The sequence below is a fragment of the Colwellia sp. M166 genome, from assembly GCF_024585285.1.
GTDB lineage: Bacteria > Pseudomonadota > Gammaproteobacteria > Enterobacterales > Alteromonadaceae > Cognaticolwellia.
This window is the reverse complement of sequence record NZ_CP040755.1, coordinates 100,996-126,482: the sequence shown is the minus strand read 5'-3', so window position 1 is coordinate 126,482 and position 25,487 is coordinate 100,996. Positions and strand designations below refer to the sequence as shown.

Annotated in this window: 23 protein-coding genes; 15 read left to right on the top strand and 8 right to left on the bottom strand. The window is 37.2% G+C overall.

The window, feature by feature from the left end:
- Nucleotides 1-13: 13 nt before the first annotated feature.
- The 7 genes from ispC to rpsB form a co-directional block, all read right to left on the bottom strand.
- Nucleotides 14-1,213, bottom strand: a complete 1,200-nt coding sequence (ispC, locus tag FGD67_RS00665; RefSeq protein ID WP_257173211.1) for a 1-deoxy-D-xylulose-5-phosphate reductoisomerase — start codon at nucleotides 1,211-1,213, stop codon at nucleotides 14-16.
- A 4-nt stretch (nucleotides 1,214-1,217) separates the two neighbouring features.
- Nucleotides 1,218-2,084, bottom strand: a complete 867-nt coding sequence (locus tag FGD67_RS00660) for a phosphatidate cytidylyltransferase (protein ID WP_257173210.1) — start codon at nucleotides 2,082-2,084, stop codon at nucleotides 1,218-1,220.
- An 88-nt stretch (nucleotides 2,085-2,172) separates the two neighbouring features.
- A complete protein-coding gene (locus tag FGD67_RS00655; RefSeq protein ID WP_257173209.1) occupies nucleotides 2,173-2,940 on the bottom strand; it encodes an isoprenyl transferase in 768 nt (255 codons plus the stop codon).
- 105 nt (nucleotides 2,941-3,045) lie between these two features.
- Nucleotides 3,046-3,603 (bottom strand): ribosome recycling factor, encoded by a 558-nt coding sequence (gene frr / locus FGD67_RS00650; RefSeq protein WP_257173208.1) that lies wholly within the window; start codon nucleotides 3,601-3,603, stop codon nucleotides 3,046-3,048.
- Nucleotides 3,604-3,622: 19 nt separating this feature from the next.
- Nucleotides 3,623-4,363, bottom strand: a complete 741-nt coding sequence (pyrH, locus tag FGD67_RS00645; RefSeq protein WP_257173207.1) for a UMP kinase — start codon at nucleotides 4,361-4,363, stop codon at nucleotides 3,623-3,625.
- A 384-nt stretch (nucleotides 4,364-4,747) separates the two neighbouring features.
- Nucleotides 4,748-5,620: a translation elongation factor Ts gene (tsf, locus tag FGD67_RS00640; protein ID WP_257173206.1), complete on the bottom strand. Its 873-nt coding sequence runs from the start codon at nucleotides 5,618-5,620 to the stop codon at nucleotides 4,748-4,750.
- A 93-nt stretch (nucleotides 5,621-5,713) separates the two neighbouring features.
- Nucleotides 5,714-6,442, bottom strand: coding sequence for a 30S ribosomal protein S2 (gene rpsB / locus FGD67_RS00635; RefSeq protein WP_081180832.1), 729 nt, complete (start codon nucleotides 6,440-6,442; stop codon nucleotides 5,714-5,716).
- A gap of 350 nt (nucleotides 6,443-6,792) precedes the next feature.
- Between rpsB and FGD67_RS00630 the strand changes: the two genes are divergently transcribed.
- From FGD67_RS00630 to FGD67_RS00610, 5 genes are all read left to right on the top strand, one after another.
- Complete coding sequence (locus FGD67_RS00630; protein WP_257173205.1) at nucleotides 6,793-7,419, top strand: hypothetical protein; 627 nt, start codon at nucleotides 6,793-6,795, stop codon at nucleotides 7,417-7,419.
- Nucleotides 7,420-7,693: 274 nt separating this feature from the next.
- Nucleotides 7,694-8,482 (top strand): type I methionyl aminopeptidase, encoded by a 789-nt coding sequence (map, locus tag FGD67_RS00625; RefSeq protein WP_257173204.1) that lies wholly within the window; start codon nucleotides 7,694-7,696, stop codon nucleotides 8,480-8,482.
- Nucleotides 8,483-8,564: 82 nt separating this feature from the next.
- Nucleotides 8,565-11,189 (top strand): [protein-PII] uridylyltransferase, encoded by a 2,625-nt coding sequence (glnD, locus tag FGD67_RS00620; RefSeq protein WP_257173203.1) that lies wholly within the window; start codon nucleotides 8,565-8,567, stop codon nucleotides 11,187-11,189.
- A gap of 30 nt (nucleotides 11,190-11,219) precedes the next feature.
- Nucleotides 11,220-12,050, top strand: a complete 831-nt coding sequence (gene dapD, locus FGD67_RS00615; protein WP_257173202.1) for a 2,3,4,5-tetrahydropyridine-2,6-dicarboxylate N-succinyltransferase — start codon at nucleotides 11,220-11,222, stop codon at nucleotides 12,048-12,050.
- A 325-nt stretch (nucleotides 12,051-12,375) separates the two neighbouring features.
- A complete protein-coding gene (locus FGD67_RS00610; protein ID WP_257173201.1) occupies nucleotides 12,376-12,702 on the top strand; it encodes a hypothetical protein in 327 nt (108 codons plus the stop codon).
- Between the two features lie 44 nt (nucleotides 12,703-12,746).
- Here FGD67_RS00610 and truC read toward each other — a convergent pair whose 3' ends face one another.
- The gene (gene truC, locus FGD67_RS00605; protein ID WP_257173200.1) at nucleotides 12,747-13,514 is read right to left on the bottom strand and encodes a tRNA pseudouridine(65) synthase TruC; all 768 of its coding nucleotides are present in this window, start codon (nucleotides 13,512-13,514) and stop codon (nucleotides 12,747-12,749) included.
- A 233-nt stretch (nucleotides 13,515-13,747) separates the two neighbouring features.
- Here truC and FGD67_RS00600 point away from each other — a divergent pair, with 233 nt between their 5' ends.
- From FGD67_RS00600 to FGD67_RS00555, 10 genes are all read left to right on the top strand, one after another.
- A complete protein-coding gene (locus tag FGD67_RS00600; protein ID WP_257173199.1) occupies nucleotides 13,748-14,785 on the top strand; it encodes a DUF3549 family protein in 1,038 nt (345 codons plus the stop codon).
- An 11-nt stretch (nucleotides 14,786-14,796) separates the two neighbouring features.
- A complete protein-coding gene (locus FGD67_RS00595; protein ID WP_257173198.1) occupies nucleotides 14,797-15,099 on the top strand; it encodes a DUF3301 domain-containing protein in 303 nt (100 codons plus the stop codon).
- 655 nt (nucleotides 15,100-15,754) lie between these two features.
- On the top strand, nucleotides 15,755-16,876 hold the full coding sequence (locus tag FGD67_RS00590) for a hypothetical protein (protein ID WP_257173197.1): 1,122 nt from the start codon (nucleotides 15,755-15,757) through the stop codon (nucleotides 16,874-16,876).
- Nucleotides 16,877-18,067: 1,191 nt separating this feature from the next.
- A complete protein-coding gene (locus tag FGD67_RS00585; protein ID WP_257173196.1) occupies nucleotides 18,068-19,663 on the top strand; it encodes a TM0106 family RecB-like putative nuclease in 1,596 nt (531 codons plus the stop codon).
- On the top strand, nucleotides 19,548-20,759 hold the full coding sequence (locus FGD67_RS00580) for an IS66 family transposase (RefSeq protein WP_306556806.1): 1,212 nt from the start codon (nucleotides 19,548-19,550) through the stop codon (nucleotides 20,757-20,759). The genes FGD67_RS00585 and FGD67_RS00580 overlap by 116 nt, the downstream gene beginning before the upstream one ends.
- Before the next feature lie 214 nt (nucleotides 20,760-20,973).
- Entirely contained in the window at nucleotides 20,974-21,597 is a 624-nt protein-coding gene (locus FGD67_RS00575) for a tyrosine-type recombinase/integrase (protein WP_257173195.1), read from the top strand.
- A 197-nt stretch (nucleotides 21,598-21,794) separates the two neighbouring features.
- Nucleotides 21,795-22,175 (top strand): RidA family protein, encoded by a 381-nt coding sequence (locus FGD67_RS00570; protein WP_257173194.1) that lies wholly within the window; start codon nucleotides 21,795-21,797, stop codon nucleotides 22,173-22,175.
- A gap of 218 nt (nucleotides 22,176-22,393) precedes the next feature.
- The gene (gene istA, locus FGD67_RS00565) at nucleotides 22,394-23,938 is read left to right on the top strand and encodes an IS21 family transposase (RefSeq protein ID WP_257173193.1); all 1,545 of its coding nucleotides are present in this window, start codon (nucleotides 22,394-22,396) and stop codon (nucleotides 23,936-23,938) included.
- A 28-nt stretch (nucleotides 23,939-23,966) separates the two neighbouring features.
- On the top strand, nucleotides 23,967-24,731 hold the full coding sequence (istB, locus tag FGD67_RS00560; protein ID WP_257173191.1) for an IS21-like element ISShfr5 family helper ATPase IstB: 765 nt from the start codon (nucleotides 23,967-23,969) through the stop codon (nucleotides 24,729-24,731).
- Nucleotides 24,732-24,859: 128 nt separating this feature from the next.
- Nucleotides 24,860-25,423 (top strand): pyridoxamine 5'-phosphate oxidase family protein, encoded by a 564-nt coding sequence (locus tag FGD67_RS00555; RefSeq protein WP_257173190.1) that lies wholly within the window; start codon nucleotides 24,860-24,862, stop codon nucleotides 25,421-25,423.
- Nucleotides 25,424-25,487: the final 64 nt, after the last annotated feature.

Below are 25,487 nucleotides of genomic sequence, written 5' to 3'. Positions count from 1 at the left end.
CTCTATAATTGCTTTAGTGCTCGGATTCAGCTATCAAGGATCGTGCAAAAACTCTAACACTTCTGTCTAGAGCAATAACATCTTCTATAGAAGTCACCTTTTCTGAGACAAATTTATTCACGGAAGTTTCATTTATTTTCACAATATCAGTAAATTTAATTTTTTCGCATAAAAAAGCATCAACAGCAATTTCGTTAGCGGCATTTAAAGCGGTGCACGCCCCTTGGCCACTTTTGCAAGCGTCAATAGCTAATTTTAAATTCGGATACTTAGCGAAATCGACAGCTTCAAATTCAAAAGATTTTGCTGAAAAGAAATCAAATGCTGCAACACCCGACTCAATACGTTGTGGAAAACTCAACGCATGTGCTATGGGTGTACGCATATCAGGGTTGCCCATTTGAGCAATGACGGAACCGTCTTTATATTGCACCATAGAGTGAATAGTACTTTGTGGATGCAGCACAACTTGAATATCATCAGGTTCGAGGTTGAACAGCCACTTAGCTTCAATAAACTCTAAACCTTTGTTCATCATCGTCGCTGAATCAACGGATATTTTACGGCCCATATCCCAATTAGGATGAGCACAAGCTTGATCCGGTGTCACCGTGTCAAGATCCGCTTGCTGCCAAGTTCTAAACGGTCCGCCTGAGCCAGTTAATAAGACTTTACTGACCCCTTCATTAGGTAAGTCACAATAGCCCGGCTGTTGCTGCGCACTTAACGGTAAACATTGAAATATGGCATTATGTTCACTATCAATCGGTAATAATTGAGCACCTGAACGTTTCACGGCGGCAATAAAAATAGCGCCCGAAGTGACAAGTGCTTCTTTATTTGCAAGCAGCACTTTTTTACCTGCTTCTACTGCAGCTAATGTCGGCAGTAAACCTGATGCGCCAACAATAGCAGCCATAACAGTATCCGTTGTCGGCTCTTGTGCAATAATGTCAAGAGCACGAGTGCCGGATAACACCTCAATGGTATTCAACTTGGCATCACTAAGTTTTATTTTCAATAATTTGGCATGCTCTTCAGAAACCATCACCACTTTATCAGGATGAAATTCAAGACACTGAGCCAACATAATATCGACGCTAGCATGTGCTGAAAGACTGACAACATTAAACTTTTTAGGATGTAACCGCACAACATCTAAGGTACTTTTACCAATCGAGCCAGTAGAGCCTAAAATACACAATTTTTGCATTTTCTTACCAACCCAAATATGCGTAACATAAAGCATATATCGGTGCGGTCGCTGTTAAACTATCAATACGATCAAGCACGCCACCATGCCCAGGTAATATTGAACCACTATCTTTGACACCGGCTTGACGCTTAAACATGCTTTCATTCAAGTCACCTAACACTGAGATAGTAGTAATTAAAATAGTTACTGGAATAACAATAAGGTATTGCTCATTAGACCAATCAATAAAATAACCGGCAATCGCGACGGTAGCACAAGCAAAAACAACGCCACCTAAAAAGCCCTCTAAGGTTTTTCCTGGACTTACATTGGGTAATAACTTGCGTTTGCCAATAGATTTTCCGACAAAGTATGCGCCAACATCAGCACTCCAAACCATCAAAAAAAGAAACATCAATAATTGCGCGCCATGGTAAGTATCGACTTGATAATCACTGCTTCTAAGTACCATAAAAGCAAGCCATGTTGGGATTAACGTTAACCAGCCAAAAAGTCCACGCACTGAACGGTGGCTTGACCAAAAGGTACTACAACGCGGGTATAAGAAGGTTAAGCCGGCAGATAATAACCACCAAGCAACAGCTAACCACAGCACAAGATTGACTTGTTCCAACAAAACTTTTGGCGCGTGCCACAATTGTTCGATAGGGATCAAAAACCAGATGGTTGCAATTAATATGCTAGTGATACCCACAAAAACTAAACGCCGAGGTTTGCTAGCAAAGCCCATGAGTGGCCCCCACTCCCAAGCACCAATAGCCATAACGACCAACATAACTGCTGCGAAGTTAATGAGAGATAAATAAAAAATCGCCAGAATCGCAGCAGGTGCGAGGATTAATGCCGTCATGATACGTTGTTTTAACAAACGATATTCCTTAATTTATGCGCGGGAATTTAAGCTTTCAATTGAGTTTTTACCACGCTCTGAAAGTTAAATAATCCCTAAGTATTTTTTAGTTCTTATTAGTTACTTGTTCACTCGTTTGGCCAAAACGTCGTTCCCGTTGATCAAACAATGTAATTGCTTTCGTAAACTCTGCTTCATTGAAATCGGGCCAAAGTACTTCAGTAAAGTACAACTCTGCATAAGCTGCTTGCCAGAGCAAAAAGTTACTAATGCGATAATCACCACCGGTTCTAATTAATAGATCTAATTCGGGAAGCTCTGCCAGACTTGTCTGTTCGTGCAATGATGCTTCGGTGATATCATCAGCATTTAATTCTTGGCGTTCAACCTTTCTAGCTAAAACTTTTGCTGCCTGCGCAATGTCCCAACGGCCACCATAGTTAGCGGCTATTGATAACACCATACCCGTATTTTCAGTCGTTAGTGCCTCTGATTCTTTAATCATTTTCTGTAATTTACTCGAAAATTTAGTTAAATCACCGATCACTTGAAATTTAATACTATTTTTATGTAAACGTTTAACCTCTCGGGTTAACACAAACATAAATAAATCCATTAAAACACTAACTTCACTTTCTGGGCGCTGCCAATTTTCACTGCTAAAGGCAAATAAAGTCAAGGCTTTAACACCATGCTTTGCAGCTGTTGCTACGGTAGTTCTTACTGACTCAACGCCAGATTTATGCCCTGCTACCCGTTTTTTACCTCGAAGCTGCGCCCAACGACCATTGCCATCCATAATAATGGCAACATGTTGAGGTATTTTTACCTCTGTGGTTAGCAATTGCTTAAGTTGATTTTCTGTATTACTCACATATTCTCCATCGTAAGCTTAACTCTATATGCTGAATAATTTACGGGTAAATGCAAAAACGCCGTAGGCATTATCTACGGCGTCATGGATTAAGCAATGAAAACTTTAAATTTCCATTAATTCCTTTTCCTTAACGGATAAAACATCATCAACTTGTTTAATAAATGTATCCGTTATTTTTTGTACTTCATCTTCCGCTTGGTGCATTTCATCATCACTAATATCTTTTTCTTTATTTAGTGATTTAATATCAGTATTTGCATCACGACGAATATTGCGAATAGCAACTTTACCACCTTCAGCTTCACCGCGTACAACCTTGACTAGATCTTTACGGCGCTCTTCGGTTAACGCAGGTAAAGGAATACGAATTAACGTACCTTGAGATGATGGGTTAAGCCCAAGATCAGATTTTAGAATCGCTTTTTCAACCGCGCCAATCATACCTTTATCAAAGACTGTAATCGCTAATGTCCGTGCATCTGGTACAGAGATATTACCCACTTGACTCAGTGGTGTATCCATACCGTAATATTCAACGACAATATTATCAAGTAAAGAGCGATGTGCTCGGCCAGTACGTATTTTGTTCAAACTAATTTTTAATGACTCGATACTTTTCGCCATTCGTTCTTGAGCGTCTTGTTTTATTTCGTTTATCACTATGTTATTCCTGCACTAATTAATTTAAATTTTCAGCGTGATCGATTGTTGTACCTTCTTCACCGCCCATAATGACCGACTTTAACGCGCCAGGTTTATTCATATTAAACACACGTAAGGTCATACTATGATCTCGAGCTAAAGTGAATGCAGCTAAATCCATCACTTGTAATTCTTTCTCTAAAACTTCTTGATAGCTCAAATGGCTATATAAAGTTGCCTCTGGATTAGCAACGGGGTCTTCTGAATAAATGCCATCAACTTTTGTTGCTTTTAGCACCACATCAGCCTCTATTTCAATGCCACGTAAACAGGCAGCAGAGTCTGTGGTAAAAAACGGATTACCAGTACCTGCGCTGAAAATAACCACCCGACCAGACTTTAATAAGCTGATCGCTTCAGCCCAATTATAACGGTCACAAACACCAGCAAGGTCAATCGCTGACATTAAACGGGTATTGACAAAGGCACGATGTAAAGCATCACGCATAGCCAAACCATTCATCACGGTTGCTAACATACCCATTTGGTCGCCAACAACACGATTCATACCAGCTTCAGCAAGACCCTTACCACGAAACAGATTGCCACCGCCAATAACTAAGCCGACCTGAATGCCCATTTCGATTAATTCTTTAATTTCTTGTGCCATACGATCCAATACTTTTGGATCTATGCCAAAACCTTCTTCACCCATCAGGGCTTCACCACTAAGTTTTAAAAGGATTCGACGATACATTGGTTTGGGGTTGACGCTCATGTAATAAACATTCCTTAAGAATTATTAAATTAAAATAGTCTAGGCCTGATCGACCTCGGCTATTTTAATACGTTTAGCCACGGTTCGAAAGTCTAATATGAAAAAAGTCTAGTGTAGAAGCTATTTATCACTTTTACCGAGATAAATAGTGCAATATTTGCACGAGATTTATTGTTTTCTTCTAAAAAAATCAAAGTATGAGATTGAATAGTTGTTTTTCATGACTTAAATCGCCGAACTATCATCAATAACCGCAAGTCATGTAAGAGAAAATATTTATCAATAGGAAAGCCGGTTATACCATTAAAAACAACCATAAAAAAAGCGCCAATCGGCGCTTTTTTATGAAGGATTCTTTAGCTTATGCTAATTTACCAAGGTAAATTAAGCCTTAGCTGCAGCGATTTGTGCTTCTACTTCAGCAGCAAAATCTTCTTCTTTTTTCTCAATACCTTCACCAACTTCTAAGCGAACGAATGAAGAAATTGTTAAGCCTTTTTCTTTTAAAATGGCGCCAACAGTTTTCTTAGGCTCCATGATGAAAGCTTGACCGGTTAAAGAAATTTCACCCGTAAATTTCTTCATACGGCCAATGATGATTTTTTCAAGCAAATCATCTGGCTTTTTCTTGTTATCTGCAAGCGCATCGTTTTCAGCTTTTAAGATATCTAATTGAATACGTTGTTCGTTTTCAACTACGCTAGCAGGAACATCTGCAGGGTTGATGTATTCTGGCTTGCTTGCAGCAACGTGCATAGCGATGTGCTTAAGTGCTTCTGCATCACCTTCACCAGCAACAACAACACCGATAGTAGCGCCATGGCTATAAGAAGCTAAAGCAGCACCTTCGATGTATTCTACGCGACGAACATTGATGTTTTCACCAATTTTAGTCACTAGGGTAATACGCTTTTCTTCGAATTGAGCTTGTAGCTCTTCGATAGTTACTTTAGCAGCAAGAGCAGCGTCAGCAACTTCGTTAGCAAAACCTAAGAAGTTATTGTCTTTTGCAACAAAATCAGTTTGACAGTTAATTTCAACTAAAACAGCAGCGCCGTTGTTAGTTTTAATTAAAATAGCACCTTCAGCAGCAATGTTGCCTGCTTTTTTGGCCGCTTTTGCTTGGCCAGACTTACGCATGTTTTCAATCGCAAGTTCCATATCGCCATCAGCTTCTTGTAAAGCTTTTTTACAATCCATCATGCCCGCAGCTGTGCGTTCACGTAATTCTTTAACTTGTGCAGCAGTAATTGCCATGAAATTTTCCTCAATAAAAGTGTCTTCAGTATTTGCCACAACAACGGAAGTTGTTGTGGCAATAGCAGTTTAAAACGTTATCTAAAACTGAATTTATTCAGTTTCAACAAAACCGTCTTTTTCAGCCTGTACTGCGATGTTTTGCTCACGACCAGAAAGAACAGCGTTAGCAGCTGAGTCTAAGTATAAGGTCACAGCGCGAATCGCATCATCGTTGCCAGGAACGATGTAGTCAACGCCATCTGGGTTTGAGTTAGTATCAACAACAGAAATTACTGGAATGCCTAAGTTGTTAGCTTCTTTAATAGAAATGTGCTCGTGATCCGCATCAATGATGAATAAAACATCAGGTAAACCACCCATGTTTTTGATACCACCAAGGCTTTTCTCAAGTTTTTCCATTTCACGTGTACGCATTAACGCTTCTTTCTTAGTAAGCGCTTCAAAAGTACCGTCTGAGCTTTGAGCTTCAAGATCTTTTAAACGTTTGATTGATTGACGAACTGTTTTCCAGTTAGTCAACATACCACCTAACCAACGGTGATTTACGTAGAATTGATCACATTTAATTGCTGCTTCTTTTATAGCATCGCTTGCTGCGCGTTTAGTACCAACAAATAAAACTTTACCTTTCTTCGAAGAAACATTGCTTAAGACAGCAAGAGCTTCGTTGAACATAGGTACAGTTTGTTCAAGGTTGATGATATGAACTTTATCACGAGCACCAAAAATGTATGATTTCATTTTTGGGTTCCAGTAACGGGTTTTGTGACCGAAATGGACACCGGCTTTAAGCATATCGCGCATAGAAACGTTTGGCATTATTTTATCCTTTGTGGGGTTAAGCGTTCATACATCCAATATACACGACCCTTATTGCGTTTTACTTAGCGTAAATTCGCTGGGCACCCCGGTATACCTTTGCTAGATGTATGTGAGTTTAGTTTTAATGTATTGAATTTTATCAATACCGTTTAAGGTTAAAAATATTTGTAAAATCGCTGGACGATTTAGGCAAACAATTTAACGGCGCACTTTATACCATAAATGCAAGCAACTGGCTAGTTTTTAGCTAAAAAGCATCCTTAATAATATTTTATTTTACTAAAGGCTAGGATCTTTAATTCTAGCGCGTTAAAATTAAAGCAATTTTTCATCAAGCTAATTGAATCATGTCATTAAATACACCCAATGCAGAACTTTTTTATATCTACGATAGTCACTGTCCATGGAGCTACGCCTCAACTGTACTTGTTGAAAAAGTACTAAGTGCCTTCCCATCAATAACATTTAGAGCCATGCATATCAGCTATTATGATGGCGACAATAAAGTATCACCAACGACAATTACCGCTGTGGGTGAGTTCAGTAAAGTGCCATTTGGTGCTAACTATATTGACACGCTAAATTACGCTAAAGATTCAACACTAGTCGCCAACCTTATGGCGTGGGTGCAAAATAAATCGGCAAAATCTGCTTTCGAATTATTGACTAAGCTACAACATGCTCATTTTATTTTAGGTAATGAACTAACCGATAAAGACAGTGTCAGTGACATTATCGATGAATTAAAGCTGTCACCGCCAGCAAAATGCTTACAGTCTAATAAACTGACGAAAGATGCTGAATTTGCTATCCATGATATTACTGAAATTCAAGAACTTATTGGTACACAAGCAATTCCAGCCATGCTACTGGCTTATAACGAGCGCTTAGTATTGTTAAACCACAACCTATATTTAGAGAACCCAAATGCGATTGTTGATGCCGTAAAGCTTGAACTTGAAAATATTACATAACACTTTTACTGTTATATAAATGAACAAAACAGCAGACTTTACAATTTGCTAATGTCTGCTGGTTCATTGATTTCCTCCTCCCTTCGCTTACTCTGTTAAATTGTTTCAGTAATTAATTTATTTATCTTAGGTTTTCCGATTGGGAAAAATCAGAAAACCATGTAAAATCATCAACAATAAATATTTACCAGCTAGCCCTGCTGCCTATTTTATGAAAAGCAGCAAAAGTTATGTTTGCTAGCGACACTAAAAAATACAGTCACACTGAGGTTTTATGACAATTACGATTAAAGATCAGCAAGAAATTGAAAAAATGAGAGTTGCAGGAAAGCTTGCTGCAGATGTATTGGAAATGATCGAGCCTCACGTTAAAGCAGGTGTAACAACGGATGAGTTGAATACATTATGTGCAGAATATACTGACAAAGTGCAAAGTGCTATTTCTGCACCGTTAAATTATCACGGCTTTCCAAAGTCGATTTGTACTTCGGTGAATCACGTCGTATGTCATGGCATTCCAAATGATGTGCCATTAGTTGATGGCGATATTATTAATATTGACATCACTGTTATTAAAGATGGTTACCATGGTGACACCAGTAAAATGTTTTGTATTGGTGAAACTTCTGCTGAAGATAATCGCCTTTGTCGTATTACTCAAGAAGCATTGTATGTTGGCCTTAAAAAAGTAAAACCTGGTAATACTTTCGGTGAAATCGGCACCGCAATTCAAAAATTCATCAAAAAATCAGGTCGCTATTCAATTGTAAAAGAGTATTGTGGCCATGGTATTGGTAAAGAGTTTCATGAAGAACCACAAATTGTCCATTATAAAAATAATGACAAAGATAAAATGCTCGAAGGTATGTGTTTTACCGTTGAGCCTATGATTAACTTAGGCCGTGCTAACACTTCACTCGACAAAGAAGATAACTGGACGGTATACACCTTAGATGGTAAAAAGTCAGCACAGTGGGAACATACTGTTGTGGTCACCAAAACCGGTTGTGAAATATTAACATTACGCAAAGATGATACGATACCCAGAATGCTGCATAACTAAGTCATCGATTAAGTGACAAGCTAAAAGGTTATTTAAACTTATAAGTCAATTGTACTATTGATAAAAATGTGAGAGCTTACTGTTGAATATTACCCCACCCATTCCAGAAAATTACTGTGAAGCTCTCGCTGTTAGCGCCCCTTCGTTAACGAGTTCAGAAATTTGTACACTGAGTAGTGAATTTCTGCAATGGCAAAAATCAGAATTTCCGATTAGCGAAGTCACTTCGCTTGTTGCTGCTCGTGCCTATTACGTTGATCTCATTTTAACCAAACTTTGGTGCCAACACCATTTAGATGAATATCAAATTAGTTTAGCTGCTGTTGGTGGCTACGGGCGTAAAGAGCTTCACCCTTATTCTGATGTAGATATTTTATTACTGACTCAAGATGTAATCGAAGACGATTTAGCCGAAAAAATATCATCATTTATTACCCAATTATGGGACGTAAAACTCGATATTGGTCACAGTGTTCGTAGTATCAAAGAATGTTTAAATCAAGCGATAGATGACGTCACTATTGCGACAAATTTAATGGAAATGCGCCAAATTTGTGGCAACCAAGCATTAGTAACTCAGTTACAACCCCTATTAGTTGAAGACATATTTTGGACCTCAGAAAAATTTTTCCTCGCTAAACGTGATGAACAATATCAACGTCACCAGCAATACCATGGCGCATCTTACACGCTAGAGCCAAACCTCAAAGCTAACCCTGGTGGTTTAAGGGATATTCAAACCATAGGTTGGGTCGCCAAGCGACATTTTATGGCTGATACCCTTGAGCAACTTATTGATCATCACTACTTAACCAGCAATGAGTTTTTTGAGCTCATTGAGTGTCAAGATTACCTTTGGCGTATGCGCTGTGCCTTACACTTTATCGCAGGTCGCAATGAAAATAGATTACTGTTTGATTATCAAGCCGATGTTGCAGAACTTATGGGCTTTGGTGATGGTGGTAAACTTGCTATAGAACGAATGATGAAACGATTTTTTCGTATAATATCTCGCGTTTCTGAACTCAATAGAATGTTATTACAACATTTTGAGTACGCTATTTTAAACGAAAAAAAACACAGTAAAGAAATTGTGCTCAATGATGATTTTGTCATTATTGATGGTCAGATCAAGGTATGTAATAGGCGCGTATTTACCCGCTCTACCAAGATCATGGAAATGTTTTTATTGATCGCTCAGCACAAAGAAATTACCGATTTACACCCTGAAACATTACGCTTAATGCGTAATGCGCGCCGACGTTTAGTCTCTGGTATGATTGACTACGCCCGTTGTCGCGAAATTTTCATCAAGCTTATTAAACACCCAAGAGGCTTAGGCTTAGCATTTACATTGATGCACCGCCATTCAATTATCGGTGCATATTTACCACAATGGCGTAATATTGTCGGTCAAATGCAATTTGATTTGTTTCATGCTTATTCTGTCGATGAACATAGCTACCGTTTATTGAAGAATTTATATCGCTTTAGTCAACCAGAACACAGTCATGAATACCCATTATGTAGTAAAATAGTGCAACGCGTTCGTAAACCAGAGCTTTTATACTTTGCCGGTATATTTCATGATATTGCCAAAGGTCGCGGTGGTGATCATGCTAAGTTAGGCGCTATTGATGCTCTAGACTTCGCAAAGATTCATAAATTAGGAGATCATGATGGACGAATGATCTCTTGGTTAGTAGAGCAGCATTTATTAATGTCGGTTACTGCACAACGCAGAGACATTTCCGATCCAGAGGTTATCAAAGCTTTCGCAGAAATTGTTCGCGATGAAGCTCATCTTGACTACTTATATTGCTTAACTGTTGCCGATATGCGTGCTACCAACGAAAGCTTATGGAATAGCTGGAAAGCCAACTTACTTGAAGATTTATACTATGGTACTAAGCGCGCTTTTAGACGTGGCCTAGAAAAACCAGTCGATTTACGAGCCAAAATCAGAGAGAACCAGCAACAAGCCATTGCGATTTTAAAGACAAATATGGTTGACCAAGAACGGTTGCCACAATTATGGAAAGAGTTTAAAGCTGACTATTTTTTACGTTATTCACCTGAACAAATCGCTTGGCACTTTCAACATATATTGTCACACAATAAAGCCAAACCATTGGTTATCATCAGTCCTAAACCTTATCGTGGCGGAACAGAAGTTTTTGTTTATACCCAAGACAAACCCAATATATTTTTCAATATTGTCTCTTTATTGGGCGCGAAAAAGCTTTCTATCCATGATGCAAAAATTACTACCAATAAATCTGGCTACACAGCAAATACTTTTGTTGTGCTTGATAACCGGAATAAAGCCATAAATGACAGCGCTAGGGCATTAAGTATAGCGCGCTCATTGAGTGTCAGATTAGCGTCAAAACAAATTAAGATAAAGCCAAAACCTATTGCGAAGCGATTTCGTCAGTTCAAAGTTCCAACGCATGTCAGCTTTATTGAAGGAACAACTAAAAATCGTACCATGTTAGAAATTGTCGCTTTAGATCATCCAGGGTTATTAGCTAATATTGCCGCTATCTTTCAAAAATGTAATATCCAAATACATTCAGCTAAAATCACAACTTTTGGCGAAAAAGCTGAAGATGTTTTTACTGTTTCGAATAATGACAATCAAGCGTTAAATAAAGAGCAGGAAGCCGCATTAGAAGCTATGCTTTGCGCTGATAGTCATCGATAAATTTACCCAATGAATACTAGGAATTCCCTGATGTCAGAATTACAAACAATTATTGAGCAAGCATTCGAAGAACGCATGAATATTACCCCCGCAAGTGTATCTTCAGAAGTTAAACAAGCGGTATTAGATGCACTAGCGGCATTAAATGATGGCTCTGCGCGGGTTGCAGAGAAAATTGCCGGAGAATGGGTTGTTCACCAATGGCTTAAAAAAGCGGTATTACTTTCTTTTAGGATTTGGGATAACGAGGTTATCGATGGTGCTGAAAGCAAGTTTTTTGATAAAGTGCCAATGAAATACAGTAACTACAGCCATGCTGACTTTGTAGCTGATGCCGTTAGAATTGTACCCGGTGCATCAGTTCGTACCGGTAGTTACATTGGTAAAAATGTTGTTGTTATGCCAAGTTTCGTTAACATAGGCGCTTATGTCGATGAAGGCTGTATGGTTGATGGTTGGGCTACTGTCGGCTCTTGTGCGCAGATAGGGAAAAATGTACACCTCTCAGGTGGCGTTGGCATTGGTGGGGTTCTAGAGCCTCTACAAGCAGGCCCGACGATCATTGAAGATAATTGTTTTATTGGCGCTCGTTCAGAGATTGTAGAAGGGGTAGTCGTTGAAGAAGGTGCGGTAATTTCAATGGGCGTTTATATTGGTCAAAGCACACGTATTTTTGATCGTGAAACGGGTGAAACCCTTTATGGACGAGTACCTGCGGGCTCTGTCGTTGTACCCGGAAACTTGCCTTCAAAATGCGGAACTTATAGTTTATATGCTGCGATAATCGTGAAAAAAGTTGATGCTAAAACACGTGCTAAAGTAGGTATTAATGCCCTACTGCGTTCGGTATCAGAAGAATAAAATCAGCAATAGTGTTAACAATAAATGATGATGTGCCATTAACCCATAACATTATTTATTGTTAGCAAATACACAAAAAAGCTTATAGTGTGGTTTTTTTGACGCTTTATTCACCACAGTTTAAAATCATCAAAACTCACTAAAATAACATTCCTCAGTACCATTGTAATGATTTAATAATATTAGAGGTTTTATTTTTTATACCTTAAATTCAAACAATTAACCTCTTTTTCTTGCTAGAAAATTTCATACTACATAATTAAAATTATAATTGGCATAACCTTTGCTATAGAGATAACAAGTTATCTTAATTATCACAAAAATTATGAAAAATTTATTAACCCTATACACTATTTTAATTATCACGCTACTATCGGCTTGTAGTTCAACATCCAAAACTATTGTTGAGAAAAAGCCGCTTGTTTCGGACCATTATTTAATGCTGAGTTTGCTAAATCGTCCGATGACACAAGACCAACAAATGATATTGGCCTTCACGGAACAACGTGAAAATAATCAAAGTCTTTATTTTGTCAATGCCATAGCAATAAAAGGCGCCAAGAATGAAGAACAAACAACAAGAGCACAACATAATTACAGTAGCTTAATTACGCAAGACTTTAACTCAGTGCAAATTTTTGGCCCAAACTAAATTATCTTAAACATGCCTTAAATTAATATCATAGGACAAGCTATTTACAAGCTGTCTTGCTCCCATGTCAATTTAGAAAAAATTTGCTGCCATTGCTCATCGAACTCAGCTTCTATAGTGATCGGCAACTCCGTAACAGGATGAATAAAGTCTACACGCTTAGCGATTAGCATCAATCGTTTGAAGCCAAAATACTCACCAAAAAATGGATTTTGCTTATTATCACCATAGTTTATATCGCCAATAATCGGGTGACGCAAATGCGCAAGATGTCGACGTATTTGATGGCGACGACCCGTATGAGGCAGACATTTAATCAACGAATACCGCACACTTGAATATTTACCTAAAGGCACAGGTAATGAAGCGATTGTTATTGACTGATAGTGAGTTTTTGCACTTTGTGCTTCCTTATCCCGGCTAACATTTTTATCACCTAAATCATCAAGTTTCTCTTTTAATGGGTGCTCAATCACACCATCACTCAAAAGATGCCCACGTGTTAAGGCATAGTAAGTCTTTTGAATTTTTCTATCACTAAACGCCTGTCCCATTAAGCGAGCAACATCTTGTGTTAAAGCAAAGAGCAACACGCCTGAGGTCGGTCTATCTAAACGATGTAGAGGATAGACGTACTGGCCAATTTGATCACGTACTAACTGCAAGGCAAAATAGATTTCATCTTTATCCATAAAGCTACGATGAACAAATAGTCCTGCCGGCTTATCAACGGCAACAAGAAACTCATCTTGAAATAAAATTTTTAATATCGGCTTATCAACAATAACCGTACCGGCACTTTTAATGGTCATGCGTAGTTATATTCTCTATTATGCGAAGGCATTAAACTTATAAAACCATGATTAAAATAACTCATTTCAAAAAATTTTAAAATATAGTGAAAAAATATTCACTAACCTTACTCATTTATTAGCTAGATGAGCTATGAATTAGCAAAAATACATAGTGGAGTTAAAGTCTCATTATCTCTATAATGGCGCGTTATAACAACTTATCTCAACTTTAATAGTGATAGAATTATTCTATGAGCACAACTTCCGACCCTATCTCTTCGATTTCAGCACTACTGAGCTTATCTGACTCCCAATACCGTATTTACGATATTGGCCGTCGAGTCGATAAAATATCAACAGAACAATTTGAAAAAATTGAAGCGGCTCAATTACCTTATCCATACCCATCTCAAGGTCATGCTTTACTCGCTATTGCATTTTGGCAGAAACAGGCGAGCAGTCCATATTTATGGTTTGTAAAATTACCGCTTGATGAACGTGGCTTATTAAACCAAGGCGCTCGAAATCACTTTATTGCCATAATAATTGAAGCCTTAGGCAAAGATCTATCGGTCAATCCTAGCGAACAACAAGATGCATTATTGAAAAAAAATCCCTATCACTTCACACCGGCTCAATATAAATTAGCGGCAATAAATAGCACAGTATCGACATCATTAAAGTACCCTGCTAGTAAGTTTTATCTTCCGGTTCAACAATACTTGTCAGGCAAAAACGGCTGGGGAAATTGGCAAGATATTGGTGTACAAGGCTTATCCGACTTTGCATTTAGATTAAGTGAAAATAACAATATCAACATACTCGCTAATGCTATTGCTTTCTTACCAGCGCAAGTATTGCTGCCATTATGCTCGGCATTAGAAAATATTGTTTTGCCCGCAAAGATCATTGAACAGATAACTGCACGCTTTATAAAAACAGACATTACAAGCGATCTTAATATTACTATTGCGCTATTACGTGCTTTAGCCTCAAGTACTGATCATCCATTCTGTCAAAAATTGCTCACTAATTTAATGACGAATAAAACATTAGATGAAGAAATACTCATTATCATCGCCGGTCGCTTATGGCCAATACTAAGTACTGAAAAGATGCTCTTTATCTATTTAGAGCATTTGATACAAAACCATGATAACGAATTATTTTCGGCAATATTTAAAGACTTAGTTGCAATACCGACAATACGCCCCGTACTATTGCAAGCCATTCGTTCACCACAGCGTAGCCCTGACTTGGCTCAAGCCATTGGTATGTTGTTTAAATAAGAGGCTTAGTTATGGAAAACATTTATTACTTACTTTTTATCGGCTTGTTATTTTGGTATTTCGTGTATTTACGAAAAGTAGCAGAATATGCCCGATCACATGCTGATAAGTATTGTAAACATGAGAACTTGCAGTTTTTAGCTATCGCAAGACTATCTAGTAGATTGAGGTTTTCTAAGCAGTTTGGACCACATTGGCTGAGTAATTTTGAGTTTGAATTTAGTGGTGACGGTGAATCAACCTATCACGGCACGATGACCTTAAGAGGCTATAAATTAGATAATATCGATACACCTGCATATCGCGTTAACTAATACTTCTTAGCGTAAATTAGACAAATAAAAGCGACATAATGTCGCTTTTATTTTTAACTATTCAACACTATCCTTGGCTTACTATTCCTTAGCAAGTACTCCATTACTTGCTTATTAATTATCATTAACAAGCTGTGCTTCCTGCACGATATCCTTACTTACCTCAGTTTAAATAATCTCTTCCCTTTTATTTTGCAAAATCCATTTCAGCTATAAGTACAATACGCTGCTTGCAATGTAAATATTTGCTTTCCTTAACTTGTTGTCTCCCTGACAAAATTCAGTTTAATCGAATGGGCAATTAAATACAGGCTGATGAAATTTAACTTTACTATTTTATTATTAGTTTTTTATTAAATAAAGTTAAGAGAAATTATAACCTATTAGAATCATGATGATATAAAGCGCTAACAATAACAAAGTAAAATACCTATCGTCTAAACTGACAAGTTATACAGATATGTCTTACATAGTTAACATCTCACTGGCAATTAGTCTCTCATCTATAGCCATTTTAACGGCATAAACAAATTGCCATATAGACTGACTTTGTAGATAAAATTGGTTACCCTTGCATAACTCACACTGGGTTCTTATTTTAGTTATTTCAGGTTAGCCAATATTGATTAAAGCTAATCTACTTTCCGGAGGTTTTGTGCAACTTATTAAGTCATTATTTTGCTGGCATGGTGTTGATAATCGTCAACGTTTTATCATTATTAGTATTATTTGCTTTGTTACTTTTATTTTTTTAACTGTCAGCTTAATTAATCATAAATTAAGCTCGATGCTGCTACTATTATTCTGTTCAGCTATTTATCTGTTCACCACTCAGCGTCGGCTCAATGATGCTAAATTAAAGAACCAATTGAGCATTATATCTACTACTAGCTTTATTATTACCGGCCTAATAACTATTTTCTTTTATGATCTTGTCAGTTACTGGCTATTATTACTGCCCTTGCTACCGGCATTATTTATTTTAACCTACCCAAGTCAGGGGCAAAAGCCATATATCTTTGGCTATCATGGTCCCGTTGATTTAAGTGACTTGCAGCAAACAACAAAAGTTAACTCGCACACCAGTAGGCGTGTCGAACCAACAATGCACAGTATTAACATTAATCAACCATCAAACAATGAAAGTCAATACTCGGCACCTGCTGAAAATAGCAAGTATAATCCCTCGACCACAAGTAATATTAACCAAGCTGAAAACAGTAAACAGAGTCGTTTTGATCTTGGTGAGACCATTCGATTAACGCTATTAAGCCATAACAATTCAAGGCTTATTTTTGCTGCTATTAGTTTTGTATTACTGCTAGCATTAATCATATCAATGATGACTAATCGCTCTCCAACAGCAGAGATTTATCCTGAAAAGATAAGTGAAGCCCCCAAGAGCACGAATAGTTTTCAGCACTCAATCACTTTACCCGATAATTTTTCGATAATGATGTCTTCAAGCAATGGCATTGTTATTAACTGGCAAGCTGACGTCAATAGTAATCAAGAAGGTTGGACATTAGCCACTGCAACGGGTGATAAAAACTGTGAAAATATAGCCTTTGATAAAGGAGAGGCAATCAGACCTTTCAGTGTCAGCGTAATAGATAGTGATTATTATGCATATTTTTCACCATTAGACACAAAAACATTACTGCAAAATATAGCTTTTAAAAATAAGTTCTCACTCTGCGGCTATAATTTTTCACTAAAAGGGAGTCAAGCAACATTAGGTAAATCTAACTTCTATGCAAACTTAATTGAATATTAATGACTAAAAATATTTAATTAAACCATCAATCTTAGCTCATACCAAGTCTAGTTAGTCTATATAAAGGAAATTAACGGCGGTTATCGAACCGCTGGTGAGCTCCCGAAAGAGGATTTTAAAAAGCTTACAGGCCGCGTTATTGATTTCGATAAGGTTCTCACAGGGATGTGAGTCATTAGAACAACGCAGGAGCAGTTGTCGAGAATAGCCATTATCTTCAATCTGGCCTTATGCCTTCATGGATGTAGGTACTGAGGTTCAGTCTGGAACGGTGAACCTGTGCCGCTAAAGCTTTTAAATTTCATTGAGTGGGAATAAACTTAGTAGCATTGGTATCAGTTATAAAAATACAATCAGCTAAATTTTAGATAAAAAAATGCGGTTCAATGAACCGCATTTCTATAACTAGCTTATCTGCATCCTGCATCAATATATAATGTTCTCGCTTCATCCATAAAGAACTTTCCTTAGTTTTTTAGCAAATCATTTGCTGTCCTAATTGTCCTTAACAGTAGTTATCCTCACTACATCAATTGTCTGTATCCATCATCCTGACGATTATTCCGTAACAATTACTCCCTCTATCCTGATGAGATATCCTATCTCTTCGCTATACTAAGCTTCCTCTGGTATGCCTTTACCGTGATTGATAATCCGTTTGTCTTCCTGACCCTGATAATATTAGCCTAATCTCTATTTTTTAAAAGCTAGTGGTTAAAAAAAATAACAGCAACATTATTTTAACAAACTACAAACTAAAATAAAATATATATAAACAATGAGTTAAATATATCGAGTGGATTTTACTCCACAAAAAAACCATTATATCTTACAGCAATGTAAGACATGTCTTACATTGAATAGGCACATTTAGCCAAACAGATAATAATCACTATGTGTGGATCGTCAAACATAATGAGAAATGCGTCACACGATGAGAAAATTTAACATTTAAGTTACACCTGAGAAAAATTTTGTAACTCGTCAACAATCCAATAAGGTCAGCAAAGCCACCATTGCCGCCAGTCACGAATTCACATTGGCATAACTTCAAAGTACATTGACGACATTAACCCCAAATAATTAGCCTATTATCTAATGCGTGACTTTTTGTTCTGTTACTGAGGTGATTATTAAAAATAATTTCTTTGCTAAACTAAAATAAGGCTATGAAAGTGTGAGTTGATAACTATGTTCAAGTTAAACATAACGGAAAATATCGTTTACTCATATTCAATATGCCCTCGAAAAGCTTACCTCATTCTTTATGGTTTCTCACTCGGTAAACAGCAAACATTTTCACTATATATTGATGAAAAAAAACTTAATATACAACGTCAATATCTAGAGGGTAGAGAGTGCTGTCAGTATCAAAAAAATCATTTAACCGATGTTGATATTACCTTAAACGCATACTTTGATACCCCTTACGGTTCTGTAGAGTGCATTCATTTAGAGAGGGTTAGTAAAAAATATTTAAATGAACTGTCTTATGAGCCATTACTATTTTCTGATTATCCTGTACTAAAGAATGAAGATAGAGTTAAAGCTTCGTTTATAGCTGATATCTTATATAAAGCAGAAGGCATTAAACCGAAAAGATCTGTTGTTATACTTCAAAATGGTCTAAAAAAAACTATTCAGCATAAAGTCGATATTCACCTACCTATCATTGAAGAGCTTGAACATTGGAAGCATTCAAAGCCCGAAATTCCAGCAGTGATACTTAATAAGCATTGTTGTATTTGCCCTTTTGAAAAAGAATGTTTAGAAAGCGTAAAAAAGAATGACAGTATCAATTTACTAGCAAATATGACAAAAAAGGTAATAAGAAAATTTGAGTCTAAAGGGATTTTTACAATTAAGCAGCTTTCATATTTGTATAAACCAAGGCGTAGATCACGTTTTTTGGGAGATAAAAAACCTACCCATCAATATGAATTACAAGCATTAGCTTTGCGAACTAAAAAGATATACACCGATAATTTGAAAGAACTACAAGGGGCAGATACTGAAATATTCATTGATGTTGAGTCGATGCCTGACGATAAATTTCACTATTTAATTGGGATTATAGTATCAAACCCCGACAAAGATGAATGTATCTCTTTATGGGCTGAAAATAAAAAAGACGAGTTAATTATTTGGAAATCCTTTAATGAAATTATCAACGAATCCCCTAAAGCACCAATTTATCATTATGGGAGTTATGAGAAACGTGTAATTAAAGAACTTGGACTACGCTATAACACAGATGTTGATAGTATTAACCTGCGGCTGTGCAATATAAATGAGTACATCTATGGGCGAATTTACTTCCCAACTATAAGTAATAGTTTAAAAGATATTTGTAATTATCTTGGTTATACATGGGACGATGAAGATGCCAATGGATTAACAAGTATTGTTTGGCGACATAATTATGAAAAGACACAAGTTCAAGTAATTAAAAAAAAGCTAATTACATATAATCAAGAGGATTGCCTAAATTTAAAAAGATTGAAAGGTGTTATTTGTGAAATAGCTCTACATGACAAAGCTAACTCTAATGTAATAGCGGTTAATTCTGAAGATCAATGCCTTGATGAAACGAATAATTTAATAATTCAAGATTTTAAGAAAATAATCAAATCTGCTCATGGCATCTATGAGCAATCAAAAATATCCTTGAATAAAAACAGAAAAAAAAATAGGGAAACGATCAAGCATAAAAAATACCTTTACGGCAAAAATAAAAATAGACAAAAAGGTTCGTGTTGTACGTGGAAGAACATGCCCAAAACATAAAAGATTACTAATAACTAAAGATATAATTGCAGAGAAAGTTATTATTGATTTAGTTTGCCATCCAAAAGGAATAAAAAAAACAGTAATTAAATATTGGGGTTATAAAGGTCGATGCACAAAATGTAAGAAGGATATTACTCCTCCAACTATCAGAAGGTTTGGTAAAAGTAGTAAGTATGGATACGGTATTAAAGCGTGGATTGCATATCAAAGGTTAGCAATGAGGTTGCCATACAGGAAAATAACACAACTGCTTGAAGATTCATTCAATCTCACTGTGAGTCCTTCTAGTATTGCTGAACTTTTTATGTCGATAAGCAGTATTTACAAAAAAACAGAAAGTATCATTTTAAAAAAAATTCTAGGTTCCTCTAAAATACATGTTGATGAAACGCTTATAAATATTCATGGTAAAATACAGTATATATGGGTATTTACAGATGGAAATCACGTCATATTTAAGCTTACACCAACTCGTGATTCGGCAATAGTACATGAAGTTTTAAAAGGGTATACAGGGGTATTGATTTCTGATTTTTTTGCGGGATATGATGCCGTAGATTGCTGCCAACAAAAGTGCTTAGTACATTTAATTCGAGATATAAATGATGCTCTTCATAAATTCCCTTTCGATTTAGAGCTTCAAAATTTTATATACAATCTACAGCAAGTTTTATCTCCCATTTTTGGGGCCGTTGATAAGTATGGGCTGAAGAAAAGAAATTTGAGAAAATTTAAAGTTAAGATTGAAAATTTTTATCAATATCATATAGATGAAAACACATACAAATCAGAAGTGACTAGTACGTTTCAAAAGCGTTTCAAACGTTACAGAAATAGCTTATTTGTTTTTTTAGAGAAAGATGATGTCCCTTGGAATAATAATATGGCAGAAAGAGCGCTTAGACACCTTGCTGTACAGAGAAAGATATCAGGATCTTTTTCTGAATCAGGTATGATTAACTATCTAATTTTATTGGGCATAGCTCAAACTTGTAGGTTTAAAAACATCCCTCTTTTAGAGTTTTTAATGTCTAAAACCCAAGATATTGATAATTTTAAAGGAAAGAAAAATATTAGAGGATGGGATATGTAATAACTGAATTTCAATTAAGAGCAAAATTACAAGTAGAATGGTTCATCCTATACAAGACATTTAAAATTCACTCGTATAAAGCTCGCTAACACTTGTCTTTTATTGCCGTGTTTGTGGCATTGTTAGCGTTCTGATATGGACAGCCACTGGCAGCAATGAGCTTGAAGCTAACAATAGACCATACTTAGTTCTCCATTAATAACGGAGAACTATCATGTTTTCTTTAACCGTTTATAAACCAACTGAGCCATGGAATAAAAACAAAATTGTTGGGCAAAAATTACCACTTAAGCTACAACAAATTTGGGCAATCCGAATCAGATTAGAATTAGTGAATAATATAAGAGACCTTGCGCTTTTTAACCTTGCTATCGATAGTAAATTGAGAGGATGCGATTTAGTTACTCTAAAGATTCGAGATATTGCTCACGGAAAAATTATTCAGTCGAGAGTCATTATTGTTCAACAAAAGACGGGATTACCCGTTCAATTTGAACTTACCGAAAATACACGTAATTCAGTTCAAACTTTAATTACAAATTTTCAACTAAACTCAAATGATTATTTATTCAAGTCTCGTATTCATTCATCAGAACACCTATCAACACGTCAGTATGGAAGAATTGTTGATGCTTGGGTTTCCATGATTGGTTTAGATCAAACCCAATATGGAACTCATACGATGAGAAGAACGAAGCCATCATTGATATACAAAAAAACTAAAAATCTACGAGCGTGCCAATTGTTGCTAGGTCATCGAAAGCTTGAAAGCACTGTTAGGTATTTAGGGATTGAAGTTGATGATGCTCTTGAGATTTCAGAGAGTATCGACTCTTAGGTATTGTGCCAGATCCATAACTGGTATCTGGCAACAACGCCACCAAAGCCGCCAGTAACGAAGTTGAGAAGGATGACTTAAAAGTGCAACAAGCATCAATTAACTAAAAATATTTTTCCATATATTATCTAATGAATTTCTTGTGTTATATTACTGAGAAGCCCTCATGATAAGCGGTTATAACTACAAGGAAGCATATGCGTAAAATTGTTAGTTCAGGTTCTCACCTTGAAGAGCCTATTGGCTTTTCTCGTGCTTGTAGAATTGGTAATTCTATCTCTGTTTCAGGAACGGCTCCGATCAATAATGGTAAAACGGTTCATATTGATGATGTATATAATCAAACTAAATACTGCCTTGAGCTTTCAATTACTGCAATAGAGGAAGCAGGTGGTAGTATTCAAGATGTTATTAGAACTCGAATTATGCTCACTGATATTTCCCGTTGGAAAGAAGCTGCACAAGCACATGGAGAGTTATTCTCATCTATTAAACCAGCTTGTACCTTCGTTGAAGTAAGTAGATTCATAGATCTACAATGGCTAGTAGAGACAGAAGTTGATTGTGTAGTATCGTAGCTGCATATTCTCATGCATCGCGATCACCTAATACCATCTAAGCCGATCACCTAATACCATCCATCGCGATCACTCAATACCATCGATGCCGATCACTTTTCGGTCAAAATGGTATTGAGTGATCGGCTTGAATAGTATCGTTCAATATTCACACTCTTTGTCTAGCCAGTAGGTGTTTTTAACCGTTATTCTTTTCATTTTTGATGATGAGAATGACCATGCCAACGGCACCTATTTCAATGCGTAAACTTAAAGAGATTTTAAGATTAAAATACGGCTGTAAACTCAGTCATCGTCAGATAGCAAAAAGCTTATCTGTTTCACCTTCAATCGTATCTAAATATGCCTGTAAATCAGCAGAGCTAGATATTACTTGCTGGCCGCTTGATGAGAAGTGGGATGATCACTCTCTGCAACAAGCGTTCTTCAAAACAAAGCCTCGACTCAAAGGTTTTACGATCCCAGACTGGTCATTAGTTCAGCAAGAGCTACGACCAAAAACCATGACGTTGTTATTGCTTTGGGAGGAATATAAAGAGCGACATGCGGAAGGATTTTACAGTTACACCCACTTCTGCCGCCAGTACAAGGCGTGGCTTAAATGCCAAAAACCCTCGATGCGACAAAACCATAAAGCAGGAGAAAAACTGTTTGTGGATTACTGTGGCCCAACCATGAGTATTGTTGATGGAAGTACAGGTGAGTGCCGTACTGCACAAGTGTTCGTCGCAGTCATGGGTGCATCAAATTATACCTATGCCGAAGCGACTTACAGCCAGAAACTCGAAGATTGGGTGATGAGTCACGCCCGTTGTTTTGAGTTTCTTGGTGGTGTTCCTGAGCTGATCATCCCTGACAACCTTAAAAGTGCCGTCACCAAACCCTGCCGATATGAGCCTGACTTAAACCCAACCTACCAACAACTAGCGACACATTATGATACGGTCATTGTGCCTGCTAGACCTTATAAACCAAAAGATAAATCCAAGGCTGAAGTGGGTGTACAAATTGTTGAGCGTTGGATCATGGCACGCCTTCGTAATGAAACCTTCTTTAGCTTGCGTCAATTGAACCTGAAGATACAAGCATTACTGGTCGATTTAAATCAGAGGAAAATGAAAAAGCATCCTGGCTCACGGCTCAGTCAGTTTGACGCTATCGACAGACCTGCGCTCAAACATTTACCCACACAGCCTTACAGCTATACATTGGTAAAACAAGTTAGCGTGCATATTGATTACCATGTGGAAGTTGAAAAACACTATTACTCTGTGCCTCACACCTTGATCAAGCAAAAGCTTGAAGTCCATGCCTCAGGGAAATTGGTGACACTCTACCATCAAGGCATACGAGTCGCTGTTCATCCCAGATCATACCGAGAAGGTGCACACACTACGCTTGAACTGCATATGCCTATCGCTCACCAAAAACAACAGCAATGGACACCGCAGCGATTTGAGCGCTGGGCAAGTAAATTCGGCAAATCAACGGAGCAGTTTGTTATGCAATTGATGCAAGCTAAAAAGCATCCAGAGCAAAGCTACCGTGCTTGTATGGGGTTATTAAGCCTAGGCAAGAAGTTTACAGACCAACGTCTTGAAGCAGCCTGTCATCGTGCATTAGCCACAGGTGTTACTCGCGTAAAACAAGTAACAACCATCTTAGAAAAAGGCTTAGATAAGCAACCCTTGCCACAAGCTCAAGGTGATTTACTACAAGATATTGCTCATAAAAATATCCGCGGCAACAACTATTACCATTAATAAAAACTAACAAACCAAAGGAAACCTTATGCAAAACATCAATCAACAAGTCAATAATCAGTTAAGTCACTTAAAGCTAAGCGGTATATGTGATGCGCTATTACAGCAATACGAGCAACCCAATCTATACGTTGAACAAAGCTTCGAAGAGCGGCTAAGTTTATTGCTTGAGCATGAAATAACGCAGCGTGATCAACGTAAAATTGACCGACTAACTCGACAAGCAAAGTTCAGAGTTGGCGGCACGCTTGCTCAACTCAACTATGGCGCAGCACGACAACTCGATAAAACTCAGATCCGTTCATTAGCACAAGGTGAATGGCTTCGCCTTCACCAAAACATTTTGATCACGGGCGCAACGGGGTGTGGCAAAACTTACCTCGCTTGCGCGCTTGGTCAAAATCACTGCCAACAAGGGAGTAGTGTTTATTATTTTAGGCTCAAGGAGCTATTAGAAAAGATGTTCTTAGCGCAAGCCGATGGGAGTTATCGAAAACTGATCAACAAGCTTAGCTCTGCCAATTTACTGATCTTAGATGATTGGGGATTAGAGCCATTAACGGCTCAACAACGCAGTGATTTACTGGAATTAATTGATGCGAGATATGACACAAAATCGACCTTAATTGCCAGCCAATTACCGATAGAAAATTGGTATGAAATGATCGGAGAATCGACACACGCGGATGCGATTCTAGATAGGCTTGTTCACGGAGCAATAAAGTTGGAATTAAAAGGCGAATCGATGCGAAAAAAACTAAATTCCTTGACTGATGCCGATCACTCAAGTTAGATTTTACTGAGGTCTACTGGCAGACAAAAAAGTGATCGGCTTGAATGGTATTGAGCGATCGGCATCATGGTATTACGCAGTAGCTATACAAATCATTAAAATCGAATTGTTAATTGGAGAATTTAGGCGTGGGACAGCAATATTCAGAAATATCTGATAGAAACATTCAATTCATAAAAGAACAAAAAATATATTTCGTTGGCACTGCAACTAAAGATAGCCGAGTAAATATCTCTCCAAAAGGAATGGATTCTTTTAAAGTTCTAGGGCCAAACAGAGTCATTTGGCTTAATGTCACTGGCAGTGGGAATGAAACATCGGCACATATTCAAACAGATAGTCGCATGACAATTATGTTTTTAGCATTTGATGGTAGCCCTAATATATTGCGGCTTTACGGCCATGCAAAAGTTATCCATAGAAATGATGTGGAATGGAACGAGCTATCAGCTCATTTTACGTTACTTCCAGGTACAAGGCAGATATTTGATTTATCAGTAGATATTGTTCAAAACTCTTGTGGTATGTCAGTCCCTTTTTATAGCTATAACGAAGATAGAGAACAACTTAAAGATTGGGCTATTAAAAAAGGTGAACATGGCATTGAAAAGTATTGGGAAAAGAAAAACCAAAAAAGTTTAGATGGTTTAGAGTCTAATATTCTTGAAAAAAACATCATACAAACGGACTGAAAGCCGCTTATAAAACCTAAGGAAATATCGTGCAGCTCTTAGGTCAAAGGTTAATACTATCACC

Bases quoted from the DNA above. Each gene is read 5' to 3' on its own strand.
- FGD67_RS00570 (WP_257173194.1), top strand. From the start codon at position 21,795: ATGCGTAAAATTGTTAGTTCAGGTTCTCACCTTGAAGAGCCTATTGGC.
- FGD67_RS00630 (WP_257173205.1), top strand. From the start codon at position 6,793: ATGTCATTAAATACACCCAATGCAGAACTTTTTTATATCTACGATAGT.
- FGD67_RS00575 (WP_257173195.1), top strand. From the start codon at position 20,974: ATGTTTTCTTTAACCGTTTATAAACCAACTGAGCCATGGAATAAAAAC.
- FGD67_RS00610 (WP_257173201.1), top strand. From the start codon at position 12,376: ATGAAAAATTTATTAACCCTATACACTATTTTAATTATCACGCTACTA.
- pyrH (WP_257173207.1), bottom strand. From the start codon at position 4,363: ATGAGCGTCAACCCCAAACCAATGTATCGTCGAATCCTTTTAAAACTT.
- istA (WP_257173193.1), top strand. From the start codon at position 22,394: ATGCCAACGGCACCTATTTCAATGCGTAAACTTAAAGAGATTTTAAGA.
- FGD67_RS00595 (WP_257173198.1), top strand. From the start codon at position 14,797: ATGGAAAACATTTATTACTTACTTTTTATCGGCTTGTTATTTTGGTAT.
- rpsB (WP_081180832.1), bottom strand. From the start codon at position 6,442: ATGCCAAACGTTTCTATGCGCGATATGCTTAAAGCCGGTGTCCATTTC.
- istB (WP_257173191.1), top strand. From the start codon at position 23,967: ATGCAAAACATCAATCAACAAGTCAATAATCAGTTAAGTCACTTAAAG.
- FGD67_RS00585 (WP_257173196.1), top strand. From the start codon at position 18,068: ATGTTCAAGTTAAACATAACGGAAAATATCGTTTACTCATATTCAATA.
- FGD67_RS00600 (WP_257173199.1), top strand. From the start codon at position 13,748: ATGAGCACAACTTCCGACCCTATCTCTTCGATTTCAGCACTACTGAGC.
- truC (WP_257173200.1), bottom strand. From the start codon at position 13,514: ATGACCATTAAAAGTGCCGGTACGGTTATTGTTGATAAGCCGATATTA.
- ispC (WP_257173211.1), bottom strand. From the start codon at position 1,213: ATGCAAAAATTGTGTATTTTAGGCTCTACTGGCTCGATTGGTAAAAGT.
- map (WP_257173204.1), top strand. From the start codon at position 7,694: ATGACAATTACGATTAAAGATCAGCAAGAAATTGAAAAAATGAGAGTT.
- tsf (WP_257173206.1), bottom strand. From the start codon at position 5,620: ATGGCAATTACTGCTGCACAAGTTAAAGAATTACGTGAACGCACAGCT.
- dapD (WP_257173202.1), top strand. From the start codon at position 11,220: ATGTCAGAATTACAAACAATTATTGAGCAAGCATTCGAAGAACGCATG.